This is a genomic window from Nonomuraea sp. NPDC049714, assembly GCF_044465295.1.
GTDB lineage: Bacteria > Actinomycetota > Actinomycetes > Streptosporangiales > Streptosporangiaceae > Nonomuraea.
On the sequence record NZ_JBITLM010000003.1, the window covers coordinates 782,413 to 806,101 of the forward strand.

19 protein-coding genes are annotated in these 23,689 nt (G+C 67.3%); 12 read left to right on the forward strand and 7 right to left on the reverse strand.

The window, feature by feature from the left end; translation table 11 throughout:
* Nucleotides 1-69: 69 nt before the first annotated feature.
* The 6 genes from ACIBQX_RS16990 (at nt 70) to ACIBQX_RS17015 (ending at nt 6,652) form a co-directional block, all read left to right on the forward strand.
* A complete protein-coding gene (locus ACIBQX_RS16990) occupies nt 70-714 on the forward strand; it encodes a B3/4 domain-containing protein (RefSeq protein WP_397005305.1) in 645 nt (214 codons plus the stop codon).
* A gap of 204 nt (nt 715-918) precedes the next feature.
* A complete protein-coding gene (locus ACIBQX_RS16995) occupies nt 919-4,587 on the forward strand; it encodes a multifunctional oxoglutarate decarboxylase/oxoglutarate dehydrogenase thiamine pyrophosphate-binding subunit/dihydrolipoyllysine-residue succinyltransferase subunit (RefSeq protein WP_397005307.1) in 3,669 nt (1,222 codons plus the stop codon).
* 125 nt (nt 4,588-4,712) lie between these two features.
* Nucleotides 4,713-4,892 (forward strand): DUF6104 family protein, encoded by a 180-nt coding sequence (locus ACIBQX_RS17000; protein WP_189136413.1) that lies wholly within the window; start codon nt 4,713-4,715, stop codon nt 4,890-4,892.
* 91 nt (nt 4,893-4,983) lie between these two features.
* Nucleotides 4,984-5,787, forward strand: a complete 804-nt coding sequence (locus tag ACIBQX_RS17005; RefSeq protein ID WP_397005309.1) for a DUF4097 family beta strand repeat-containing protein — start codon at nt 4,984-4,986, stop codon at nt 5,785-5,787.
* On the forward strand, nt 5,784-6,500 hold the full coding sequence (locus tag ACIBQX_RS17010; RefSeq protein WP_397005311.1) for a PadR family transcriptional regulator: 717 nt from the start codon (nt 5,784-5,786) through the stop codon (nt 6,498-6,500). Before ACIBQX_RS17005 ends, ACIBQX_RS17010 begins: the two co-directional genes overlap by 4 nt.
* On the forward strand, nt 6,497-6,652 hold the full coding sequence (locus tag ACIBQX_RS17015) for a hypothetical protein (protein WP_397005313.1): 156 nt from the start codon (nt 6,497-6,499) through the stop codon (nt 6,650-6,652). The genes ACIBQX_RS17010 and ACIBQX_RS17015 overlap by 4 nt, the downstream gene beginning before the upstream one ends.
* A gap of 21 nt (nt 6,653-6,673) precedes the next feature.
* Here ACIBQX_RS17015 and ACIBQX_RS17020 read toward each other — a convergent pair whose 3' ends face one another.
* The 5 genes from ACIBQX_RS17020 to ACIBQX_RS17040 form a co-directional block, all read right to left on the reverse strand.
* Entirely contained in the window at nt 6,674-7,630 is a 957-nt protein-coding gene (locus tag ACIBQX_RS17020) for a zinc-binding dehydrogenase (protein ID WP_397005315.1), read from the reverse strand.
* Between the two features lie 23 nt (nt 7,631-7,653).
* On the reverse strand, nt 7,654-8,601 hold the full coding sequence (locus ACIBQX_RS17025; protein ID WP_397005317.1) for a hypothetical protein: 948 nt from the start codon (nt 8,599-8,601) through the stop codon (nt 7,654-7,656).
* A 42-nt stretch (nt 8,602-8,643) separates the two neighbouring features.
* Nucleotides 8,644-9,069: a type II toxin-antitoxin system VapC family toxin gene (locus tag ACIBQX_RS17030; protein ID WP_397005319.1), complete on the reverse strand. Its 426-nt coding sequence runs from the start codon at nt 9,067-9,069 to the stop codon at nt 8,644-8,646.
* Nucleotides 9,056-9,313, reverse strand: a complete 258-nt coding sequence (locus ACIBQX_RS17035) for a hypothetical protein (RefSeq protein ID WP_397005321.1) — start codon at nt 9,311-9,313, stop codon at nt 9,056-9,058. Before ACIBQX_RS17035 ends, ACIBQX_RS17030 begins: the two co-directional genes overlap by 14 nt.
* Nucleotides 9,314-9,412: 99 nt before the next feature.
* Complete coding sequence (locus tag ACIBQX_RS17040; protein ID WP_397005323.1) at nt 9,413-10,861, reverse strand: acetyl-CoA synthetase; 1,449 nt, start codon at nt 10,859-10,861, stop codon at nt 9,413-9,415.
* 283 nt (nt 10,862-11,144) lie between these two features.
* On the opposite strand from ACIBQX_RS17040, the gene ACIBQX_RS17045 reads away from it, so the two are divergent.
* The 6 genes from ACIBQX_RS17045 to ACIBQX_RS17070 all read left to right on the forward strand — a co-directional run bounded on the left by ACIBQX_RS17045 (nt 11,145) and on the right by ACIBQX_RS17070 (nt 20,642).
* Complete coding sequence (locus ACIBQX_RS17045) at nt 11,145-12,251, forward strand: trypsin-like serine peptidase (protein WP_397005325.1); 1,107 nt, start codon at nt 11,145-11,147, stop codon at nt 12,249-12,251.
* A 335-nt stretch (nt 12,252-12,586) separates the two neighbouring features.
* A complete protein-coding gene (locus ACIBQX_RS17050) occupies nt 12,587-13,705 on the forward strand; it encodes a trypsin-like serine peptidase (RefSeq protein WP_397005327.1) in 1,119 nt (372 codons plus the stop codon).
* Nucleotides 13,706-13,903: 198 nt separating this feature from the next.
* The gene (locus tag ACIBQX_RS17055; protein ID WP_397005329.1) at nt 13,904-15,073 is read left to right on the forward strand and encodes a trypsin-like serine peptidase; all 1,170 of its coding nucleotides are present in this window, start codon (nt 13,904-13,906) and stop codon (nt 15,071-15,073) included.
* Nucleotides 15,074-15,483: 410 nt separating this feature from the next.
* The gene (locus ACIBQX_RS17060) at nt 15,484-16,998 is read left to right on the forward strand and encodes a trypsin-like serine peptidase (RefSeq protein ID WP_397005331.1); all 1,515 of its coding nucleotides are present in this window, start codon (nt 15,484-15,486) and stop codon (nt 16,996-16,998) included.
* Nucleotides 16,999-17,430: 432 nt separating this feature from the next.
* Nucleotides 17,431-18,951, forward strand: a complete 1,521-nt coding sequence (locus tag ACIBQX_RS17065) for a hypothetical protein (protein WP_397005333.1) — start codon at nt 17,431-17,433, stop codon at nt 18,949-18,951.
* Nucleotides 18,952-19,130: 179 nt separating this feature from the next.
* Nucleotides 19,131-20,642, forward strand: coding sequence for a trypsin-like serine peptidase (locus tag ACIBQX_RS17070; RefSeq protein ID WP_397005335.1), 1,512 nt, complete (start codon nt 19,131-19,133; stop codon nt 20,640-20,642).
* 91 nt (nt 20,643-20,733) lie between these two features.
* On the opposite strand, the gene ACIBQX_RS17075 is transcribed toward ACIBQX_RS17070, so the two are convergent.
* Together ACIBQX_RS17075 and ACIBQX_RS17080 are read right to left on the reverse strand one after the other, a co-directional pair.
* Entirely contained in the window at nt 20,734-22,092 is a 1,359-nt protein-coding gene (locus tag ACIBQX_RS17075; RefSeq protein WP_397005337.1) for a hypothetical protein, read from the reverse strand.
* A 154-nt stretch (nt 22,093-22,246) separates the two neighbouring features.
* Nucleotides 22,247-23,419: an NADP-dependent malic enzyme gene (locus tag ACIBQX_RS17080; RefSeq protein ID WP_397005339.1), complete on the reverse strand. Its 1,173-nt coding sequence runs from the start codon at nt 23,417-23,419 to the stop codon at nt 22,247-22,249.
* Nucleotides 23,420-23,689 lie beyond the last annotated feature (270 nt).

Consider the following 23,689-nt stretch of genomic DNA (forward strand, 5'->3'; position numbering starts at 1 on the left):
CTCACGATAGACCGCAAAGACAATTTTGCAAAGAGAATTCTGCGAAACCTAGGCTCGTAAACTGGAGGGATGCTTGACGACATCTGGGTGGACGAAGCCGTCTACGCGCTCCGTCCCGACTTCGCCGTGCTCGTGATGACCGCGCGCGGCCTGCGTAACGGCCCCACCGACGACTGGTCGCGCGCCCTGCTGGCCGAGGCCGCCGAGCGGGCCCCGCAGCCCGAGAAGATCGACGCCTGGAAGGACGCCTACCGCGCCTTCGGCGCCAAGCCGCAGCGGACCCGGCCGTCCGTCGACGCGCTGACCCGCAGGCTGCCCCTGCCGGAGATCAACCAGGTGGTCGACGCCTACAACGCGGTCAGCGTGAAGCACGCGCTGCCCATCGGCGGCGAGGACCTCGACCGCTACACCGGCCCCGCGCGGCTGATCAGGGCCGTCGGCGACGAGGCCTCGGAGGAGGCGCTCGGGCAGCCGGAGCCGGGCGAGGTGATCTGGCGCGACGACACGGGCGTCACCTGCCGCAGATGGAACTGGCGCCAGGTGGCCCGCACCCGGCTCGTCGAGGAGACGACCAACGCCCTGTTCCTGCTGGAGCGACTGGAGCCGATGTCGCTGGAGGAGCTGAAGGAGGCCGGCGAGGAGCTGGCCGACCTGCTGACACGGCTCTCACCGGAGGTGCGCGTCGCCACGCGGCTCATAGCTGGAGGGAACTAAACCTCGCGCCTTACTGTTGATACCAAACGGTGACGTAACGACGTACACCTGTATTGACTAGGGGGGCGTGACCTCTTTGAACAGTCCTGAGAGGATCGGGCGTGGCGCCATAGCCTCCCGGGCGCGCGCCGCTGGTCCATGCGAGTAGCCTTGGACAGGTTCTCTAACATCAACGCCGATCTGCGGAAGAGGGCGATTTCCGCCGTGTCGTCTGAGTCGTCGCGGACAAACCCGCTGGCAAGCTTTGGTCAGAACGAATGGCTTGTCGACGAGCTGTACCAGAAGTATCTCCAGGACCCCGAGTCTGTTGACAAGGCCTGGTGGAACTTCTTCGCTGACTACAACCCTGACTACGGACCGGGCCGCACCCCGGCCAGGGAGGCGGCGAACGGCACGGCAACCGCGCCCGCACCCGCCAAGGCACCGCCGAAGGCGGCGCCTGCTCCCCCTAAGCCTGCGACCGACCAAGTGCCTGTCGACAAGCCCAAGCAGCCCTCCACTCCGGTGCCCAAGGGCGCCGAAGAGATCAAGCTGCGCGGGGCGGCGGCTCGCACAGCCGCCAACATGGACTCCTCGCTGTCGGTTCCGACCGCGACCAGCGTCCGGGCCATCCCGGCCAAGCTGCTCATCGACAACCGCATCGTGATCAACAATCACCTCAAGCGGGGTCGCGGCGGCAAGGTCTCCTTCACGCACCTGATCGGTTACGCGATCGTCAAGGCGCTGCAGGCCATGCCGGAGATGAACTTCTCCTTCACCGAGGTCGACGGCAAGCCGACCCTGGTCAAGCCCGCGCACGTCGGTCTGGGCCTGGCCATCGACGTGCAGAAGAGCAACGGCGAGCGCCAGCTGCTCGTGCCCAGCATCAAGGGCGCGGAGGAGATGGACTTCCGGCAGTTCTGGATGGCCTATGAGGAGGTCGTCCGCAAGGCTCGCGCCGGCAAGCTCGGCGTCGACGACTTCACGTCCACCACGATCTCGCTGACCAACCCCGGCACCATCGGCACCGTCCACAGCGTGCCGCGCCTGATGCCCGGTCAGGGCACGATCATCGGCGTGGGCGCGATGGAATACCCGGCCGAATACCAGGGCGCCTCCCCCGACACCCTCTCGCGCCTGGCCGTCTCCAAGGTCATGACGCTGACCAGCACCTACGACCACCGGATCATCCAGGGCGCCCAGTCGGGCGACTTCCTGCGCACGATCCACCGGCTGCTGCTCGGCGAGGACGGCTTCTACGACGAGATCTTCGAGGCACTGCGGATCCCGTACGAGCCGGTCCGCTGGGTCCGGGACATCTCGGCCTCGCACGACGAGGACGTCGCCAAGTCCGCACGCGTGATCGAGCTGATCCACGCCTACCGGGTGCGCGGCCACCTCATGGCCGAGACCGACCCGCTGGAGTACAAGCAGCGCAAGCACCCCGACCTCGACATCCAGTCCCACGGCCTGACGCTGTGGGACCTGGAGCGCGAGTTCGCCACCGGCGGCTTCGGCGGCCGGGCGCTGATGAAGCTCCGCGAGATCCTGGGCGTGCTCCGTGACTCCTACTGCCGCACCGTCGGCATCGAGTACATGCACATCCAGAACCCCGAGGAGCGGGCCTGGATCCAGGCCCGGGTCGAGAAGCCCTACTCTCCCCCCGCCCGTGACGAGCAGCTCAACATCCTGAGCAGGCTCAACACCGCCGAGGCGTTCGAGACGTTCCTGCAGACGAAGTTCGTCGGCCAGAAGCGCTTCTCGCTGGAGGGCGGCGAGTCACTGATCCCGCTGCTCGACTCGGTGATCAGCGACGCGGCCGACGAGGACCTCGACGAGGTCGTCATCGGCATGGCCCACCGCGGCCGGCTCAACGTGCTCGCCAACATCGTGGGCAAGTCCTACGCCCAGATCTTCGGCGAGTTCGAGGGCAACCTCGACCCGCGCACCGCGCACGGCTCCGGCGACGTCAAGTACCACCTCGGCGCCACCGGCACCTTCACCGCGCCCAGCGGCAAGACCATCAGCGCCTCCGTGGTGGCCAACCCCTCGCACCTCGAGGCGGTCAACCCGGTGCTGGAGGGCGTCGTCCGCGCCAAGCAGGACCTGCTGGAGCGCGGCGAGGAGGGCTTCACGGTCCTGCCCGTCCTCATCCACGGCGACGCGGCCTTCGCGGGCCAGGGAGTCGTGGCCGAGACGCTCAACCTGTCGCAGCTGCGCGGCTACCGCACCGGCGGCACCGTGCACGTGGTGGTCAACAACCAGGTGGGCTTCACCACCTCGCCGGCCTCCTCCAGGTCCTCGGTCTACGCGACCGACGTGGCCCGGATGATCCAGGCGCCGATCTTCCACGTCAACGGCGACGACCCCGAGGCCGTGGTGCGCGTGGGCGAGCTCGCCTACGAATACCGCAGGACGTTCCGCAAGGACGTGGTCATCGACCTGATCTGCTACCGCCGCCGCGGCCACAACGAGGGCGACAACCCCGCCTTCACCCAGCCGCTGATGTACGACCTGATCGACGCCAAGCGCTCGACCCGCAAGCTCTACACCGAGGCGCTGATCGGCCGGGGCGACATCACGGTCGAGGAGGCCGAGTCGGCGCTGCGCGACTATCAGGCCAAGCTGGAGCAGGCCTTCACCGAGACCCGCGAGGCGGCCAAGAAGCCGCTTGAGGCGGGCGCGATGCGGGTGCCGCCGACCGAGGTGGTCAAGTGGTCCCACGACGACACGCCCACCGCGATCACCGACGAGACGCTCAAGCGCATCGTCGACACCCAGCTCAACCTGCCCGAGGGCTTCACGCCGCACCCGCGCCTGGCGCCGGTGCTGCAGCGCCGGGGGCAGATGGTCGAGCAGGACACGATCGACTGGAGCATGGGCGAGACGCTCGCGTTCGGGTCACTGCTGATCGACGGGCATCCGGTCCGCCTGGTCGGCCAGGACTCCCGGCGCGGCACGTTCACCCAGCGGCACGCCGTGCTGGTGGACCGGGTCACGGGGGCTGAGCACACTCCGCTCAAGACCTTCAACCAGGGCACCACGAAGTTCTACGTCTACGACTCGCTGCTCAGCGAGTTCGCGGCGCTCGGCTTCGAGTACGGCTACAGCGTGGAGCGTCCCGACGCCCTGGTGGCGTGGGAGGCGCAGTTCGGCGACTTCGTCAACGGCGCTCAGACGATCATCGACGAGTTCATCTCGTCCGGTGAGCAGAAGTGGGGCCAGCGTTCGGGGGTCGTGCTGCTGCTGCCGCACGGCTACGAAGGCCAGGGTCCCGACCACTCCTCGGCCCGCATCGAGCGGTTCCTGCAGGTCTGCGCGCTGGACAACATGACCGTCGCGCAGCCCACCACGCCCGCCAACCACTTCCACCTGCTGCGCTGGCAGGTGGAGTCCGGCAGGCACAAGCCACTGGTGGTCTTCACGCCCAAGTCGCTGCTGCGGCACAAGAAGGCGACCTCGAAGGCGGCCGACTTCACCACCGGCACCTTCCAGCCGGTGATCAGCGACAGCACGGTCGACCCCGCCAAGGTCACCCGGGTGGTGCTGTGCTCCGGCAAGGTCTACTACGACCTGCTCGCCGGTCGCGAGGCCTCGGGCCGCGACGATGTCGCCATCGTCCGTATCGAGCGGCTCTACCCCTACCCGGCGGAGGAGCTCAACGCCGAGCTCGCCCGCTACGGCTCGCAGGCCGAGCTGGTCTGGGCACAGGACGAGCCGATCAACATGGGGCCGTGGCCCTATCTCGCGCTCAAGCTGGCGGAGGACCCGCAACTGCTGGACGGCCGCCCGCTGCGGCGCGTCTCCAGGCCCGCCAACAGCTCGCCCGCGGCCGGCTCGCACGCCGCCCACGACGCCGAGCTCGAGGAGATCCTGAAGCAGATCTTCGGCTGATCCGAGCACGACCCCGGTGAGCCCTCGCCTTCTGGCGGGGGCTCACCGCGTTCACCGCGCGGCGGACCCGTGCCAGGTGCTGGCTAAAGTTTGAGGTGGCACAGGTCATTCATGAATGGAGCACGATGTACTTCACCGACCGGGGGATCGAGGAGCTGGTCGAGCGGCGGGGGCAGGAGGAGGTCAGCCTCCTGTGGCTGGGCGAGCGGCTGCGCGAGTTCGTCGACCTGAACCCTGAGTTCGAGACTCCGGTCGAGCGGCTGGCCACCTGGCTCGCCCGGCTCGACGACGAGGACGAGGACTGATCTCTGCCCGCAGACGCGATACATCTTGAGTTTTCGACAGACGCGACATATCGTGTCTTCTATCGGGACGTATCGCCAGAAGGGCGGAAACATGCAGCAGTGGACGATCGAGGGGCCTGAGCAGCTCACGTTCGGGCCGGTGGATGCCCTTGACGTGCGGATCGTCGCCGGGAGACTGGCCGTGCTGGCCAGCGACGGCCCGCCGACACTCGAAGTCACCGAGTTCGACTCGGGCACCCCGCTCCTGGTGACCTACGACGAGGAGTCCAGAGAGCTCAGCGTCACCTACAAGGATCTCACCTGGGACGGCCTGCTCGGCTGGCTGCGACGTGACCGCCGCAGGACCGTGGCCACCCTCACCGTCCCCCGGCACTGCACGGTCAACGCCGGCGTCGTCACCGCCTCCGCCGTGGTGGCCGGGTTCGAGCGGATGACACAGGTCAGGAGCGTGTCCGGGGAGATCGTGCTCGACGGCGTGAGCGGCGAGGTGAGCGCCACAACCGCCTCCGGCGACGTCGAGACCCGGGCGATGGAGGGCGACCTGTCGTTCAAGAGCGTCTCCGGCGAGCTCACGGTCGCCGGCGGCACCCCGCGCAGGCTGCGCGCCAACACCGTCTCCGGGCGCATCACCGCGGACCTGAGACTCAGACCCACCGGCCATGTGACCCTCCACAGCATGTCCGGCGCCATCCTGGTCCGGCTGCCGGAGAACTCCCAGGCGGACGTGGCGGTCAAATCCACCTCAGGCCGGCTGGTCAGCTCGTTCGACGAAGTGTCCAAATCAAGCGGTCCCGCCACGAAGTCGATGACGGGCCGGCTGGGCGGCGGCATGGCGTCCCTCACGGCCACGACCGTCTCCGGCGACGTCACCCTGCTCAAGGGGGAGAAGCAATGAGCCCTGTCTTCGCTCACGGCCGGCTCCGGCTGTATCTGCTCAAGCTGCTGGAGGAGAGCCCCCGCCACGGCTACGAAGTGATCCGGCTGCTGCAGGACCGCTTCCTCGGCGTCTACTCGCCCTCCCCCGGCACCATCTACCCCCGCCTGGCCCGGCTGGAGGAGGAGGGCCTGGTCACCCATGAGGTGATCGACGGCAAGAAGGTGTTCTCCATCACCGACAAGGGCCGCGCCGAGCTCAACGCCCGCCTCGACGAGCTCGACGACCTGGAGGAGGAGATCTCCGCCTCCGTCCGCGACATCGCCCGCGAGGTCAAGGAGGACGTACGGGACACCGTCAAGTCGCTCCGCGAGGAGCTGACCCGGATGGCCAAGGACGTCCGCACCGGCGGCCGCGACCAGAGACAGGACTTCAAGCGGCTCAAGGACGAGCAGAAGCGCCAGTGGAGCGAGCACGCCCAGCAGTGGCAGGGCCAGGGCGAGCGGCTCAGCGAGGAGTGGCGCAGGATCTGGGCCGAGGTCTGGAGCACGGTGGGCGGGGCGCCGGCGAACCGGGTCGACCTCGACAACGAGCTCGGCGAGGCCCTGGCCGACTTCGTCGCCCGGGTGCGCGCCGAGGCGTCGGACTCCCACATCACCCGGGAGAAGCTCGACGAGCTGCGCGCCACGCTCGACGAGGCCGCCGCCCGGCTCAGCGACACCCTCCGGTCATGATCCGCTACGGCCTGCGCCCTCCGGTGCAGCGCCTGGTCCCCCAGCGGCGGAACCAGGCGCCCACGGCCGAGCCGGCCACCGCACCCGAGGCTCCCGGTGAGCACGACCGGCGATCACCCCGCACCGCCCCCACACCCGCGGGCGCCGGCTGACCTGCGTGCTCGTGAAGACGTTCAGTTCGTGAAGACGATTTTGCCAAAGATGTCGCCCTCGTGCAGGGCCGCGAAACCGTCGCGGGCCTCGGTCAGGGGCAGCGTCCGGTCGATGACCGGGCGCAGGCCGGTTTGCTCCAGGAAGACGGCCAGGCGCTGAAGCTGGTCGCGGGTGCCCATGGTGGAACCGGCCACGGACAGCTGCAGGAAGAAGACCCGGTTCAGGTCGGCGGCCGGGGCCGCGCCGCTGGTGGCGCCGCAGACCACGATCCGACCGCCCGGCTTGAGCGACTTGAGGGAATGATCCCAGGTCGCCTGGCCGACGGTCTCCATCACCGCGTCCACCCGCTCCGGCAGTCGCGCGCCCGGCTCGAAGACCTGGTCGGCGCCCAGTTCCTTGGCCCGCTCCCGCTTGGCCTCGGACCGGCTGGTCGCCCAGACCCGGTAGCCGGCCGCCCGGCCGAGCGCGATCAGCGCGGTCGCGACCCCGCCGCCCGCCCCCTGGACGAGCACCGTCGCACCCGGCTCCAGCCCGGACTTGTCGAACAGCATCCGGTACGCCGTCAGCCAGGCCGTGGGCAGGCAGGCAGCCTGCTCGAAGCTCAGCGCGGCCGGCTTCGGCACGAGGTTGCGGCGCGGCACGGCCACCCGTTCGGCGAACGTGCCGTCGTGCAGCTCCGACAGCAGCGACCGCTTCGGATCCAGCGTCTCGTCGGCGCCCGTGCCGATCACGGCGTGCACGATGACCTCGTTGCCGTCCTCGTCCACGCCGGCCGCGTCGCAGCCGAGCACGATCGGCAGCCGGTCCTGCCTGATGCCCACGCCCTTGAGCGTCCACAGGTCGTGATGGTTGAGCGCGGCCGCCCGCACCGAGACGGTCGTCCATCCGTCGGGAACCTCAGGCTCAGGGCGCTCGCCGAGCGTCAGCCCGGCGAGAGGGTTGTCGGGATCGGTCTGTGTGGCGGTAACGGCGAACATGGCCGCACCTTACTTCAGCGGCCTCACTTCAGCTTGACGCGGATCTCGTCGAGTGCGGCGGTGACGAAGCCGTCGTCGCCCGTGGCTCCGATGCGCACGCCGCCCCTGCACACGTCCCTGACCGCGCGCCCTTGCCATCTGCCCCGGCGCGGCGGGGTCCTGACCTCCGCACAGCCAGGGGTCGGGATCAGCATGACCATGTCGCTGGCACCGCCGCCGAACCAGAGCTGCGGCCCGACCGGATCCCCCATCGCGATCTCACCCGCCCGCGCCATCCGCATCTTCACCGTGCCACCCGCGCCGGATCCGGTGCCCGCGGGAGCGTCCTTCGCTGACAGGATCAGGTAGCCGTCGTCGGTCACCTTCCCCCGTAACCTCTCGGCCAGGGCCACCCGGTCGTCGAAGTCCAGCCCCTGCCAGCGGTCGTACATCGCCACCCGCCACGGCCCGAACGCGAACAACAGCACCTGCCCGTACGAGGCGCTGCCGGATTGACGCGGCCACAGCGTGACATTGGGGGCGAACTCCCTGATCGGCTCCCCGCCCTTGGTCACCTCGATCTCGCCGTTGTAGGGGGCGACGAGCTGCCGGTAGCGGCCGTCCACCCACACGCCGTGGAACGGCCGTGACCCCAGCCGGTCGAGGTTCAGCTCGGCGGGATAGCGCACCTCGGCCCGCTGCCCGTCGGGGAAGACGACGTCCAGGACCTCCATGTCGCCGTCGACCACCGCACGTGCGTGGACCACGTTCGGCGCGTTCGTCACCCTCTCCAGTCTGCTGGGGCTCGGCCCGCTGTCCGTGCTGGTGCGGGACGAGCTGGGGAGCGGCTTCGGCGCGGGCTCTGCCACCGGTTCGCGGCTGCTGAGCAGCCCGACGACCGGCACTCCCACCAGCACCAGGACGACCGCCAGCCCGATCCACCGGCGAGGACGCCGGCCGCCCGCCTCGATGACATCGAACTGCTCGGTCACGACCAACCTCGCCAGTTATGGGGCTTATGCCGTGATCCCAGTTCAGTTGAGCGGGGACCGCCAGCGCAACCCCTCGAACCTGGCGAAGTCCTTGTCGCAGGTTACGAATTCACAACCATGCTCGATGGCGAGCGCCGCCAGATAGGCATCGGGGATCAGATTGCCCGTCGCCCCGGCTTGGCGGCAGAGCTTGGTGAAGATCTCCCAGTGTCGCTCACCTGCGTGAATCATCACCGCATGCGGCTGGCTTCGGACACTGTCAGCGAACCGCCTGGCGACGTCGAAGGTCGTGGAGCCTGGTATCCGGCGGTTGGTGACGATGCGTATGAAGCCATTGATGACGAAGTCGCTCACCGCATAAGCCTCATCGCCGCCGAGGATCTCCTTGACGGTGGCGAGACAGGGTTCGTGGTGCTCAACATCCGCCCTCTGGGCGTTGACCAGCATGTTGACGTCAAGCATCCGCATGCCGCACCTCCCCGATGACGCGCTCGATGTCCTCGAGCTCCATCATTTCCGTGATCTCTGCCCACGTGAGCTTCGGTCCTGTGGCGTCGCCGGACAGGGGTAGGTCGATCGGGGGACGCTCCGCCACTTCGGTGGAGCGGTTCATGAGCTGCCTCAAGGCATCCTCCATCACTGAGTTGAGACTGCGTCCGTTTCGTGCCGCGTACGCCTTCGCCTCGTTGAGGAGCGTTTCGTCGATGCGCACCGTGGTCCTCCGCATGACTCCAGCGTCCGCCGCCGACATAAAAATGTCAACAGCGGATAGTAACCACGTCGTCACAATCTTTGCAGCCTTTTTACAGCCTCACCAACTCGCCACATTGACCTTGCCGTCGGTCGACAGCTCGACCGGCTGCCCGACCAGCTCGCGGGACTCGGCGTCGGCCATCAGCTCCTGCCGGGTCACCTGGGCGTACGCTCGCCCGCCCGAAGGCAGGTCGACGACGAGGATGCCCTTCTGCGGCGCCCCGTCCCTGTCGTGCGCGACCGTGTAGCCGGCCACCACGGCGGGCCCCTCGCAGGCGGCGACGATCGGCACCGGCTCGGCGGCGAACACCGGCTCGCCGTCTCCCAGCGCGCCGCCGGGCTCGGTGGACCAGACGGCGTAGGTGTGCTTGGTCAGGTGCATGCCCACCCCGGTGACCAGGCCGTGATCCCCAGGGCCCCGCCGCGCGAGCAGCCGGGCGGCCATCGTGGCGGTGGAGTGGAGCACGTAGTCGCTGGCGGGACCGCCCGCGTACGGCAGACCGCCGGTGACGGTGAGCCCGCGCCGGTCCGTCGGGTCGAGCCCGATGGCGTCACAGGCCTGGCGCAGCGCGATGGCGAAGCAGCTGTAGAGGTCGAGCGCGCCCATGTCGTCCAGGCCCAGACCGGCGCGCGCGAACGCCGAGGCCGCCGCGCTGGCGATGGCCCGCGACGAGCCGAGCGCGGGCCGGGCCGCGACTTCCCAGGTGTCCTCGGCGTAGGCCCAGCCGCGCAAGTAGAGGCGCCGGTCGTGCGGAACGCCGAGCCGGTCAGCGAGCTCGGTGCTGGCCAGGATGACGGCGGCCGCCTGGTCGACCTCCATCACGGCCACGGTGTTCCTGGTGTACGGCCAGCCGACGAACCGGTTGCCCGTCACCAGTTCCTCGGGCGTGCGAGGGGTACGCCGCCAGGCGTGCGGGTTGGCGGCGGCCACCTCGGTCATCGGCGCCATCATGCGGCCCCGGTCGCGCATCTCCTGCTCGATCGAGAGGCCGTGCGCCGCCCGCCGGGCCGTTTCCATGATCGCGTAGGTGTGCACCGGCAGGAACAGCTCGTGCGCGAGCTCGGCCGGGTGCGGCGGCCGTTCCCAGCCGTAGGGCGGTTTGGGGTGGGCGGCATGGCTCCACGGCACCCGCTCGCCGGCCTGCCTGTAGGCGCGGCGGGTGGCGAGCGCCTCGGCTCCGGCGATCAGGGCCGAGTCGAGCTCCCCCGCCGCGATCCGGGACGCGGCGGCACCGATGAGCACCTGCGGCGCCGTACCGCTGACCTTGGAGTAGGCGCGGTGGCGCGGGGTGGCGCCGAGCCGGTCGGCGAGCCGGCCGGTCGGGGAGTCGTACTGCCAGGAGTCGGTGTACACGATCTGGATCGAGTCGAGGCGGTCCACGGGGAGCAGGGCTTCGCGGGCGGCGGCGCGCGCCGTCTCCTCCCACAGGTCGAGTGGCTCGGGGCCGGGCTGCCGACGGACCGTGCGCTGGGCGACGCCGATGAGGCAGGGGGTGCGTGGATCCATGCCACCCATCTAATCAGAATAATATTCTGTCGATGGTGAGTGGCTTTTGATAATCAGTGTTACCACTGTTACCGGCGATGACGATAGCCCTTCCCACCTGGGCGAATGCTTTTTAGTAATAGCTGAGATTCGACGGTTTAGCGCACGGGACGAAACCGTTCCATGCTTTTTCCTGTCGCTTCCTGGCCGATCGGTCGCGCCATTCAATAACGTTCCGATCGTTTTCCTGGCCCACCGGGGCACAGCACCCCGCTCTGGGCCGCCGAGAACTGAGAGGAGCACCATGTCTTCCCGAGCAAGGCGCGTCGCGACCCCCCTCGCGGGACTGATGGCCGCCACCCTGGCCATCGGACTCGTGAGCGACGTCGCGGCGAGCGCCACCGCACCCCCGGATGTCGTGTCGCAGCACGCGGCCACCCCCGCCGAGCAGGCGGTCCAGTTCTGGACACCTGAGCGGATCAGGCGGGCCACGGACCACGACGACGGCATCGACATGCGTTCCCGAGGCGTCAGGGGCGGCGATTCCGTCCCCGACGGCCCGGCCGGAACCGTCCCTCCGAACGGCGAGCAGGCAAAGACCGAGAAGGCCAGGAAGGTCGACCTGCCGAACACCGTCGGCCGGGTGTTCTTCACCCTGCCGAGAACGGACCCGCGTAACCCGAAGAACTGGAGGTACTGCTCGGCGACCTCGGTGCAGGGTAAGTACCGCAACCTGGTGGCCACGTCGGCGCACTGCGTCTACGACATCGGGCAGAACGCCTTCTACACCAACTGGATCTTCATTCCGTCCTACCGGGACGGGGACGGAAGGGCGCCGTACGGCATCTACGCGGCCAGGACGTTCAACGCGCACGACGACTTCGTGGTGCGTGAGGACTTCGACTTCGACTATGCCTTCGTCAACGTCCACAACGGCATCAAGGTCACCAGCGCGAAGACCTACGGCCAGTGGCGCCGGCAGGTCAGGAACGTCGGCCGGCTGGGTGACAACGTGGGCGGCCAGGGCTTCACCTGGAACCGCGACCCCAAGGCGAAGGTCTTCTCCTTCGGCTATCCGGCGGGTGAGCACCCCGACGGCGACCGGCCGTTCAGTGGCCGCACGATGAAGTGGTGCCACGGCAGGACGACCCCGATGCCGGCCGCGCCGAAGTACGACCTACAGGAGCACGTCGGCGTCAGGTGCGCCTTCACCGCCGGCGCCGGTGGCGGACCGTTCCTCTACGGCTACCGGAGCTCGACCCGCACCGGTTACCTGATCGGTGTCAACAGCGTCGCGTGGGACACCGACGGCAACGACCGCTACGACCACATTTCGTCGCCGTACTTCAACACCGACACCTACAAGGTCTACAAGGCCGCCGCCAATCGCTGGACCGGCAACATGTCGTAACCACGGATGACAGCCGAAGGCCCCGAATCTCGCCGGACCGGGGCCTTCGGGCATTCATGATCGTTAATGGCAAGCAAGATCGACAAGATCCGTTCGACAGACGTACCACCACGAAAGCCGCACCAGAAACAACCGTCCATTCACATCCCCCAGGGGGTCCGTGACCTGCGGCGACGTCTGTCCTATAGGATCATTGACCGGCGGGCGCGGCGAGACGCTTGACGCGGTCCTTATAGACCGCGGTCCACGCTGACCAGATAACAAATGCCTATCCCAGCTGCAATAGACCAGTCGATCTGGAAAAATCCACCGTTACGACCTCAGAAAGGCAATTCATGATCCCCCGGGCCAGGCACCTGGCAGCAGCCGCGCTCAGCGGCGCGCTGCTGATGCTGCCTGCCTTCGCGGGGGTCTCGGCCGCCTCGGTGGCCACCAAGATCGCGGACACCTCGGCCGCCTCCAAGGTCTACAAGGTGATGCTCACCAAGACCAGGGCGGACGTGCAGCAGGTCGCCAACTACTGGAAGCCGGAGCAGCTCAAGAAGGCCGACAGCTACAGTCCCGCCACGCCGAGCTCGAAGCCCGCGCCGGCGGCGAAGGCGGCCTCGGGGGGCGCCGTCAACGCGCCGAGCACGGCCGCCGCCTCGGCACTGCGGACCTCCCAGGCGGCACCGCCCGCCGCGCCCAACAAGGGCACGGCCAGGACCATGGGGAAGGTCTTCTTCCGCTTCGGCAGCAAGGAGTATTGGTGCTCGGCCAGCTCCGTCGCGGCCAAGAACCACAGCGTGGTCGCCACGGCCGCCCACTGCGCCTACGACGCGCGGCAGGGCAACGCCGCCGCATACTGGATCTTCGTTCCCAATCCGGGCGCCAACGGTGAGACACCCGACGGCATCTACGTCGGCTCCTCCATCAGCATGCACGAGGACTGGCCGGGCAAGAACGACTACGACTACGACTACGCGTTCGTGACCGTGCACCGCGGCTTCACCTGGCAGAAGCAGGGCGCCAAGTACGTCGCCAAGGACGTCGGCCAGCTGCAGGACAACGTCGGCGGCCTGGGCCTGGAGCTCAGCAGAAGGTCTCCGCTCAGCAAGATCTACGCGTTCGGCTACGCGGCCGGCCCACAGCCCGACGGCAGTCAGCCGTTCAACGGCGTGGCGCTGCAGCCCTGCGTGGGCGGCACCCGAAAGGCCGTGGCCCCCGCCCTCGACCTCAACTTCGGCGTCCAGCTCGCCCCCTGCAACTTCAGCAAGGGCGCCAGCGGCGGGCCGTGGGTCTACAACTGGCAGGCGGACAAGCGGCTCGGCAATCTGATCGGCGTCAACAGCCTGACCTGGAACACTGACGCCAAGGGCGAGTTCGACGCGGTGTCCTCACCGTACTTCAGCGTCGTCACCGGAGAGGCCTACCGGCACGCCGCCGCACAGACCACTCCGACAAATGTGACGTAGCTCATACGTCACTCGCCGGTCACGCGCGGTGATCAGCTTCGATCCGCATCTCGGGACGATCACGACGGCCCTCTAGCCGTTGACATGATCCAGTGAGCCGCCACGCGGTCACAGTCAGCGCTGTACGGTTCCCGCTGTCCGTTCGCTGACCTTCGGGGCGCACGAAGGCGCCGCGTCAGCTAAAGGAAAAGCCTGGAGATGTTTGTGAAGCGAATCCTCCTTCCCGTTGGTGGCGCCGCCCTGGCGACCGGCCTGCTCACGACCGGTCTGACGGGCGCCGTACAGGCCGCCGGCGATGTGGCGACCGACCCGATGGCCAGGAACACCAGCCAGGCCGCCTCCGTCGCATCGTTCTGGCTCGCCTCCAACGGCGCGGCGCTCCGCCGGGCCACGGCCTACACCTGGGATTCCAACCAGGTGAGGAAGGTCGTCTCCAAGGGCGGCTACAACCCCGACGGCCGTCCCGGCAGCACCGCCCCCGGCGGCTCCGAGCGGTCCTCGTCCAACTCCCAGAACGTGAACCTGCCCAAGACGGTCGGCAAGGTGTTCTTCGTCGACGGCTCCGGCAAGTTCCGCTGGTGCTCGGCCACGTCGATCCAGTCGAACTACCGCAACCTGGTCGCCACGGCCGGGCACTGCGTGTACGACACCGACACCAACACCGCACTGCTGGACAACTGGGTCTTCGTGCCCGGCTACTACGAGGGCAAGACCCCGTGGGGCATCTACGTCGGCAAGACGGCGTTCACCCACCACGACTTCGACGTCTACGAGGACTACGACCGCGACTTCGCGTTCGTCACCGTCTACAACGGCATCCAGTTCAACGGCGCCAAGCGGGTGAGCAGCCGCGACTACAAGCGCTTCAGCGGTCCCAAGCGCTCCTGGGGCGGCAAGCACTACATCCTGCTGTCCAAGGACGTGGGCCGGCTCGGCGACAACGTCGGCGGCCAGGGCTTCTCCTGGAACCAGGCCTCCAACCGGACGGTCCGCACCTTCGGCTACCCCTCGGCGGCGCAGCCCGACGGCGACAAGCCCTACAGCGGCGTCACGCCGAAGCACTGCTACGGCCGGACCACCGCGAAGACGGTCGGCGCCCCTTGGCTCAAGATCCAGGAGCACATCGGCCTCAAGTGCGCCGTGACCCCCGGCTTCGACGGCGCTCCCTGGCTGACGCAGTACAGCAACGGCAAGCGCCTCGGCTACGTCAACGGCGTCGCCAGCACCTTCGCCGACCAGGACGGCAACGACCGCATCGACTACATCACCTCGCCGTACTTCGACGGTGAGACCGCGGCGGTCTACGAGGCCGCCAGGAACGTGTGGTCCGGCAAGATCGTCGGCCCGAAGGGCGAGCTCTACAAGTAGCGCACACCTTCTTGAGGGGGTCCGGCTTCGGCCGGACCCCCTTTTCTGGGTCCGGAGGCCCGAACCTGAACGTTCCCTGTGAAGATCGAGCAATCTTAGACGGAGTAGAGGCAAATCCGGTTCCTGTGATCTAAGTCACATTTGCGGCGCCGATGCTTCGCGCACAAGGACTAACGGCACTTTCGTCCCATCCTTCACAGCCCCGGCATACCCTGCACAGACGCGCCCGAACGATCACTTGCCGCTTTCACCTCTGACATGTAACGAAATGGTCACGGCGATTGGGGTTCATGCCGAAGCCTCCACAACGGCTTTCACCTGCGGAGATCACCGCGCTATGTTCCTTGCTATCCCTTTACTGACGCATGGGCCGCATGTTGCGGCCCACGACAGACCAAGGAGCAGTTCCCTTGAAGCGCATCCTCATTCCCGCCGGTGGCGCCATCCTGGCCACCGGCATGCTGGCCGCCGGCCTCGCCGGCACGGCCACTGCCACGGTCACCTCCGACGTCGCCAAGGACCCGATGGCGACGAGCGCGGCCAACGCGAAGGCCATCGCCGACTACTGGGCGGCTTCCAACGGTGCTGCCCTGAAGGCCGCGAAGGAGTCGAACGTCTGGAGCCACAACGACGTCGCCAAGCTCCAGAGCAAGGGCGGTTACAGCTCCGACACCAAGCCGGGCAGCACCAAGCCCATCGGCGAGGAGACGAAGAGCTCGTCCAAGTCGCAGAACGTCAACATGCCGAAGACCATCGGCAAGGTGTTCTTCGTCAACAAGAAGGGCGAGCGCAAGTGGTGCTCCGCCACTTCGATCCAGTCCAAGTACCGCAACCTGGTGGCCACCGCCGGCCACTGTGTGTACGACACCTCCGGTAACACGGACGTCATGGACAAGTGGGTCTTCGTCCCGGGCTACTACCAGGGCAAGGCTCCGTGGGGCATCTACGTCGGCAAGACGGCGTACACGCACTACGACTTCGAGGTGTACGAGGACTACGACCGCGACTACGCGTTCGTGGCCGTCTACAACGGCGTCAAGATCGGCGGCGGTACTCCGAAGAAGGTCTCCAAGTCCGAGTGGGACAAGTTCGATGGCGTCAAGGAAGCCAAGGACGTTGAGATCTCCGAAGCCGAGTACCAGAAGTGCAAGGACTACCACGGCGGTGAGACTCCGGACTGCTGGGCGAAGGCCTCCAAGAATCAGGACGTCGTCGGCCCGGACTACAAGGGCGCGATCAAGGTCCTGAAGGAAGTCTCCAAGGACGAGTACACCGCCGCCCCGACCGGCAAGCGCAACGGCGCCAAGGCCGTCAACGCGACGGTCGTCGAGCACGTCACTCAGTCCCAGTACAAGGCCTACAAGGGCCCGGGCTACCAGAAGATCGATGACAAGGGCAACTACACGATCACCCACTACTTCACCAAGTACTGGGTGAAGGAGACCTCGTCGATCAAGTACTACAAGACGACCTTCTACGTCATCGACGGTTTCATCAAGGACGCGGGCCGTCTCGGCGACAACGTCGGCGGCCAGGGCTTCTCGTGGAACCAGCCGACCCAGAAGATCGTCCGCGTATTCGGCTACCCCGCCGGACCGCACCCCGACGGTCACAAGAACTACACCGGCACCACGCCGAAGTGGTGCTACGGCAAGACCACGAAGAAGCTGGTCGGGTCGGCCTCCAAGAAGATCGAGGAGCACGTCGCGCTCAAGTGTGCGATGACCGAGGGCGCCGACGGTGGTCCCTGGCTCCTCAACTACAGCAACTCCAAGCGTCTCGGCTACGTGAACGGTGTCACCAGCACCTTCAACGACCAGGACAACAACAACCGCGTTGACTACATCTCCTCGCCGTACTTCGACGGCGAGACCAACACGGTCTACAAGGCCGCCGCCAACGTGTGGTCCGGCAAGATCGTCTAGTCACGCTGAGCGATCGGTTTCACCGCATCGTCACCTGTTAGACCCGAAGGGCCCGGCACCGCCGGGCCCTTCGGCTGTTTCCGGGCCGGAGATGTGAAGGCTTTGGACGCATGGGAGCCCGATACGGTGCCACCAAGTCACTGTGATCTGCGTCACATCAGCAACGTAGGTGGAGCCGGCGGGACACTGCCGACCCTGTCGTCACACTAACAACACCCTTATGTTGATCTGCGGAGATGCGCCCTCCGCCCCCTTTGCCCGCCTCATCCGCATCGGCCGGCTAAACATCACGGAACGGTCACGCCCGCCTTGTCCCATCTTTTCCTGGCAAAGCGGCTACCCGACTTCAAGATCCACACTGTATGTTCCTGGCTATCCCTTTACTGACGCATGGGGCGCAGAAAGCGTTCCACGACAGACCAAGGAGTTACCTTGAAGCGCATCCTCCTCCCCGCCGGTGGCGCCATTCTGGCCACCGGTCTGCTGGCCGCCGGCCTGGCCGGTACCGCCAACGCCAACTCGGTTCCCGACTGGGCGTCGGACACCATGGCCAAGGACGCCCCTGCCGCTCAGGCAGTGGTCGACTTCTGGTTCGCGGCCAACGGGCACACCAACAACCTCGCCAAGGCGACTCCCTACACCTGGGAGACCAAGGCCACCTCGAAGCTCAAGGTCAGCGGCGGTTATACGCCCGACACCAAGGCTAACGAGATCAAGCCGATCGGCGAGGAGACGAAGGTCGCCTCGAAGACCAAGAACATCAACCTGCCGAAGACCATCGGCAAGGTGTTCTTCGTCAACGACAAGGGCGACCTGAAGTGGTGCTCCGGCACCTCGATCCAGGGCAAGTACAAGAACCTGGTCGCGACCGCCGGTCACTGCGTCTACGACGACGACAAGAACGCCAGCGTCATGGACAAGTGGGTGTTCGTCCCGGGTTACTACCAGGGCAAGACCCCTTACGGCATCTACGTCGGCAAGACGGCCTTCACGCACTACGACTTCTCGGTGTACAACGACCGCGACCGCGACTACGCGTTCGTGACCGTGTACAACGGCGTCCAGCCTGGCGGCGGCACCCCCACCAAGGTGACCAAGGCCGAGTTCGACAAGTACGAGGGCGTCAAGTTCGACAAGGCGCGCGCCATCTCTGAGGCGGACTACAAGAAGTGCGTCGACTACAACGGTGGCGAGACGGCTGACTGCTGGGCCAAGGCTTCTGACCTGAGTGACGTGGTCGGCCCCGACTACCCGGGTGCCATCAAGGTCCTCAAGGAAGTTTCCAAGGGCCAGTTCGACGCTGCTCCGACCGGCAAGGTCAACGGCAGCAAGGCCGCTGGCGCGACGCTCGTCGAGCACGTCACCGCGTCGCAGTACAAGGCCTACGACGGCCCGGGCTACCAGAAGATTGACGAAAAGGGCAACTTCACGATCACCCACTACTTCGTTAAGTACTGGGTGAAGAAGGAAGTCAAGGTTAGCTACTTCGCCTCTGACTTCTACATCGTCAAGGACGTCAACAAGGACCTGGGCGCCCTGGGCAACAACGTCGGTGGCCAGGGTGTCTCCTGGAACCAGAAGACCGGTGGCAAGGTCTTCGTCTTCGGTTACCCGGCCGACGCCCACAAGGACGGCCACAAGGCCTACACCGGTGTCACGCCGAAGTGGTGCTACGGCGCCACCTCTGGCAAGACCTACGCCTCCGCTGCGTACAAGGCTGAGGAGCACATCGCTCTGAAGTGCGCGATGACCCCGGGTGCCGACGGCTCCCCGTGGCTCATCAAGTACAGCAACACCAAGCGTCTGGGCTACGTCAACGGCGTCACCAGCATCTTCCACGACCAGGACGGCAACGACCGTTACGACTACAGCTCCTCGCCGTACTTCGACGGTGAGACCGCTACGGTCTACAACCAGGCTGCCAACACCTGGTCGGGCTCGCTCAAGAAGTAGTTCTTAAGCAGCCGCGAGCGCGAGGGTCCAAACCTCGTACTCACTCAGTTCCACCCGAAGGGCCCGGCTTCTGCCGGGCCCTTCGGCCTTTTACCGGACATCCCGAAAGCTCTTAACTGTGGGACCAAAGTGACGATAGGGTTCTAACACCCCTTTTGTTAATGTTGTGGAGTCTTCCCGTGAAGCGCCTGCTCATCCCCCTCACCGCCACCGCCCTGAGCGCTGCCGCTCTCGCCGTGCCCGCCAGCGCGGCGGTCCCCACCTGGGCGTCCGACCCTCTCGCCCCCAAGCCCGCTGACGGCTACAGCAACGCCAACTTCTGGCTCGATGCCAACGGCGCCGCCCTCCGCAAGGCCACCCAGTACCACTGGGACGCCAAGGCCGTGAACAAGGTCGTCGTCGCCAAGGCCAGCGACCAGCCGGATGACGGCAAGCCCGGCTCGACCGCCCCCGCGACCAACGCGCCGGCCGGCGCCAAGGTCAAGAACGTGAACCTGCCGCGCACCATCGGCAAGGTGTTCTTCCTCGACAACAAGGGCGAATACCACTGGTGCTCCGCCACCTCCATCCAGTCGAGGCACCGCAACCTGGTCGCCACCGCGGGTCACTGCGTCTTCGAGAACGGCAAGGACGACGTCTACGACAAGTGGGTGTTCGTCCCCGGCTACTACCAGGGCAAGGCCCCCTGGGGCGTCTACGCGGGCGCCTACGCCTTCACGGCCTACGACCTGGACACCTACGACGACTACGACGGCGACTTCGCCTTCGTCGCGGTGCACAACGGCTTCCGGTTCAACGGCCAGAAGCAGGTCGGCAAGGCCGAGTACGACAAGTGGACCGGCGACAAGTGGGTCAAGGACGTCGCCATCGACGCGGCCACGTACCAGAAGTGCGTCGACCTCAACGGCGGCGAGACCGCCGACTGCTGGGCAAAGCTTTCGACGACCGCCGACATCGTCGGCCCCGATTACAAGGGCGACAAGAAGAGGGCCTACAAGGAAGTCGAGAAGGAGCAGTTCGACAAGGCTCCCAAGGGTGACGGCAACGGCACCCAGGCCGCGGACAAGATGGTCGTCGACCACGTCACCCAAAGTGAGTACAAGGCGTACAAGGGCCCCGGCTACCAGAAGATCGACGCGCAGGGCAACTTCACCATCACCCACTACTTCCTGAAGTACTGGGTGAAGGAGACCGCGAAGACGGACTACCTCAGGACGGTCTTCTACGTCGGCCTGGCCAAGGACACCGGTCGCCTGGGCGACGCGGTCGGCGGCCAGGGCGTCGCCTGGAACCAGCCCCTGGGCCAGCAGGTCACCGTCTTCGGCTACCCGGGTGAGCCGCACCCCGACGGCCACAAGGCCTTCACCGGTGTGACGCCCAAGTGGTGCTACGGCAAGACCGGCACCAAGACGTACCAGGCGAACACGTTCCGCGTCGAGACGCACCAGGTGCTCAAGTGCTCGATGACCGGCGGCGCGGACGGCGGCCCGTGGCTGCTGCGCTACAGCAACAGCAAGCGCACCGGTTACCTCAACGGCGTGACGAGCATGTTCCACGACCAGGACGGCAACGACCGGGTGGACACCATCAGCTCCCCCTACTTCGACGGTGAGGTGGCCGACGTGTACAACAAGGCCAACTACGCCGAGACGAAGCCGGTCGTCGGCCCGAACGGCGAACTGCTCAAGTAACGACCGCACGGCAAGTAACGACCGCACGGGAGCCCGTCACCGCGCAAGGTGACGGGCTCCACGCATGCTCAGACGGCGACCAGCTCATGTCTCAGACGGCCACCAGCTCCCGGGTCCGCTCGTGCAGCGCCACCACTGCGGGCTCGTTCCGGTACGGCTCCAGCCGCCTGCGCAGGTCGGCCACGTAGGACCGGGACCGCGCCGACTGCAGCTCGCCGGCGAGCGTCAACGCCCCCACCGCGACCGTGCAGGCCTCCTCCAGCTCACCGCACTGCAGCAGCCCCGCCGTCAGCAGCGACAGGTTGAACATCCGGCCCCGTACGTACCGTCCGTCCATGTCGAGGGAGCGCCGGGCCTGCCGCACCGTGCGCTCGCCCTCGCCGAGGTCGCGGAAGCAGTGGGCGAACTTCGCCGCCAGGTAGGCCTCGTCGAAGTAGCTCAGCCAGCGGGGCTCGTCGGCGGGGCTGCGGGCGTCGAAGGCGCGTTCGGCCTCGTGCAGCGAGTGGCCGCAGGAGCGGGCGTCGCCGAGCCCGGCGTGGGCGTGCGCCTCCAGGACGTGGCTGGAGGCGAGCAGGGTGGGGACACCGGCCCGGCGGGCGGCGAGCTGGGCGGCGCGCGCCAGGTCGAGCGCGTGGGACAGCTGGCCCATGTAGATGGCCTGGTGGGCCATGCCGGCCAGGATCTCCCCGCCGAGCGCGTGGTCGTCGGCGCCTCTGGCCAGGCGTAGGGCCTGGATGAGGTAACGCTGGGCGAGGCCGTGCTGCTCCAGGTCGTACGCCATCCAGCCCGCGAGCCTGGTGAGCTCGGCAGCGGCGGCGGCGAGCCGGCGGCCGGTGCTGTCGCCGTAGGAGCCGTCTCTGAGCAGCGGGGTCACCGCGGTGTCGAGGTATTTGACGACCGAGGAGCGGACCCGCCCGCTGCCGAACCGGTTGTCGAGCTCGCCAAAGGAGCGGGTGACCTCGTGCACGGCGGCGATGTCCGCTCTGCCCACCCGGCGCGCGCCCGTACTGCTGGGCCGTCCTTCAGGCGGGGACGTGAGCCATCGCACGGCCCCCACCGAGCCCGCGCCTATCGCGAACGTCGAGTCGATCAGGAACCTTCGCCGCTCCACGTCGGCCCGCCACAGCGCTGTCACTGTCCTGACCCCCTCCTGCCACGTGTGCGTGAACTCCTGCCCGAGATCGAGGGGTGTCGTGATGGCGGACATGCCGAGATCCTCCGCCGTCACGGGCCTGCCGAGTCGTAGGGCGAATATCTCTGTGAGGAGGCAGGGCACCGGGTCTCTCGGCCGCTGGCCGCCTATCCAGCGCAGCACGGAGCTGTGGTCGTACTTCAGGCCGGGGGTGCCGCGCGCGGCGCCCAGGTCGTTGAGGCGCCTGGCCAGTCCCTTGTGGGAGAAGCCCGCCTCCGCGATGAGCTGCTGCAGCTGTCGGTTGGGCTCGCGTTCCATCGCTCTCCTCATGACAGGAGTCGGGGGCGCCCGCATCCTTACAGAGAGCTCTTTTTATAGCACGGGGAGTTAGCGGAATTGAGAGATTCCCGGTGCCGGCTTGAATTGTCGTTGGGGATGCGGGACCGCGTCCTCCTGCCCGGAGAGAGGCCTTTCAGTCCTTCGTACGGGCCACGCCGTCGGCCCTGGCCTGAGCGGCGACGGCCGCCGTGACCGCGGGGGCGACGCGCTCGTCGAAGGGGCTCGGGATGACGTACTCGGCGGTGAGGTCGTCACCCACGACGGCGGCCAGCGCGTTGGCGGCGGCCACCTTCATGTTCTCGGTGATCGTGGTGGCCCTGACGTCCAGCGCGCCCCTGAAGACGCCGGGGAAGGCCAGGACGTTGTTGATCTGATTGGGATAGTCGGAGCGGCCGGTGGCGACCACCGCGGCGTGCCGGGCGGCGACCTCCGGGAGGACTTCGGGCGTGGGGTTGGACAGGGCGAAGACGATGGCGTCGTCGGCCATCGCGGCGATGGTCTGCTCGGTGACGGTCGAACCCGACAGGCCCACGAACACGTCGGCGCCCACCAGGGCCTCTTCGGTGGAGCCGGTGTGGCCCGCCTTGTTGGTGTCACGCGCCAGGGCCTGCTTGACGGGGTTGAGGCCTTCCCTGCCGTCGTAGATCAGGCCCTTGGAGTCGGCCACCGCGATGTCGCCGATGCCGGCCTCCAGCAGGATGCGGGCGACCGCGACGCCCGCGGCGCCCGCGCCGGCCACCACGGCGCGCAGGTCGCCCAGGGTGCGGCCGGTGAGGCGCGCGGCGTTCCGCAGGGCGGCGAGCACGACGATGGCGGTGCCGTGCTGGTCGTCGTGGAAGACCGGGATGTCGAGCAGCTCGCGGAGCCTGGACTCGACCTCGAAGCAGCGCGGCGCGCTGATGTCCTCCAGGTTGATGCCGCCGAACGAGGGCGCGAGCCGGGTCACGGTCTCCACCAGCTCGTCGACGTCGGTGCAGGCGAGGCAGAGAGGGACGGCGTTGACACCGCCGAACTCCTTGAACAGCAGGGCCTTGCCCTCCATGACCGGCATGGCGGCGGCGGGCCCGATGTCGCCGAGGCCGAGGACGGCGGTGCCGTCGGTGATGACGGCCACCACGTTGGAGACCCAGGTGTAGTCGTCGGCCAGCGCCGGCGTCTCGGCGATGGCGGTGCAGACGCGGGCCACCCCGGGGGTGTAGGCGAGCGACAGGTCACCGGCGTCGCGGACCGACACGGTGGAACGGACTTCGAGCTTTCCCCCGCGGTGCAGGGCGAAGGCAGGATCGTGATCGAGAGCGGGTGTCATGGACACAGAACCCCAGTAGTTCAGCGGACGGAAGAGACCTTCGGAAGACACTCGAGAGGCCTGGCTTCGGTAGCCGCCAGGTTCCCCTCGTCGATCGTCTCGTTGAGGGGGTTACGGGGGTCACCCGTTCCCCCATACTGCCACATGCTGAGACGGCCTCCGGTATCGAGGCCGACGCTGATCCGTTGACGCATTGTTAAATGGCAGATGACGGACCGCTGCTAAAACCCATCTAAACTGCACAAAACTCAACTTTCGTGGCATATCACT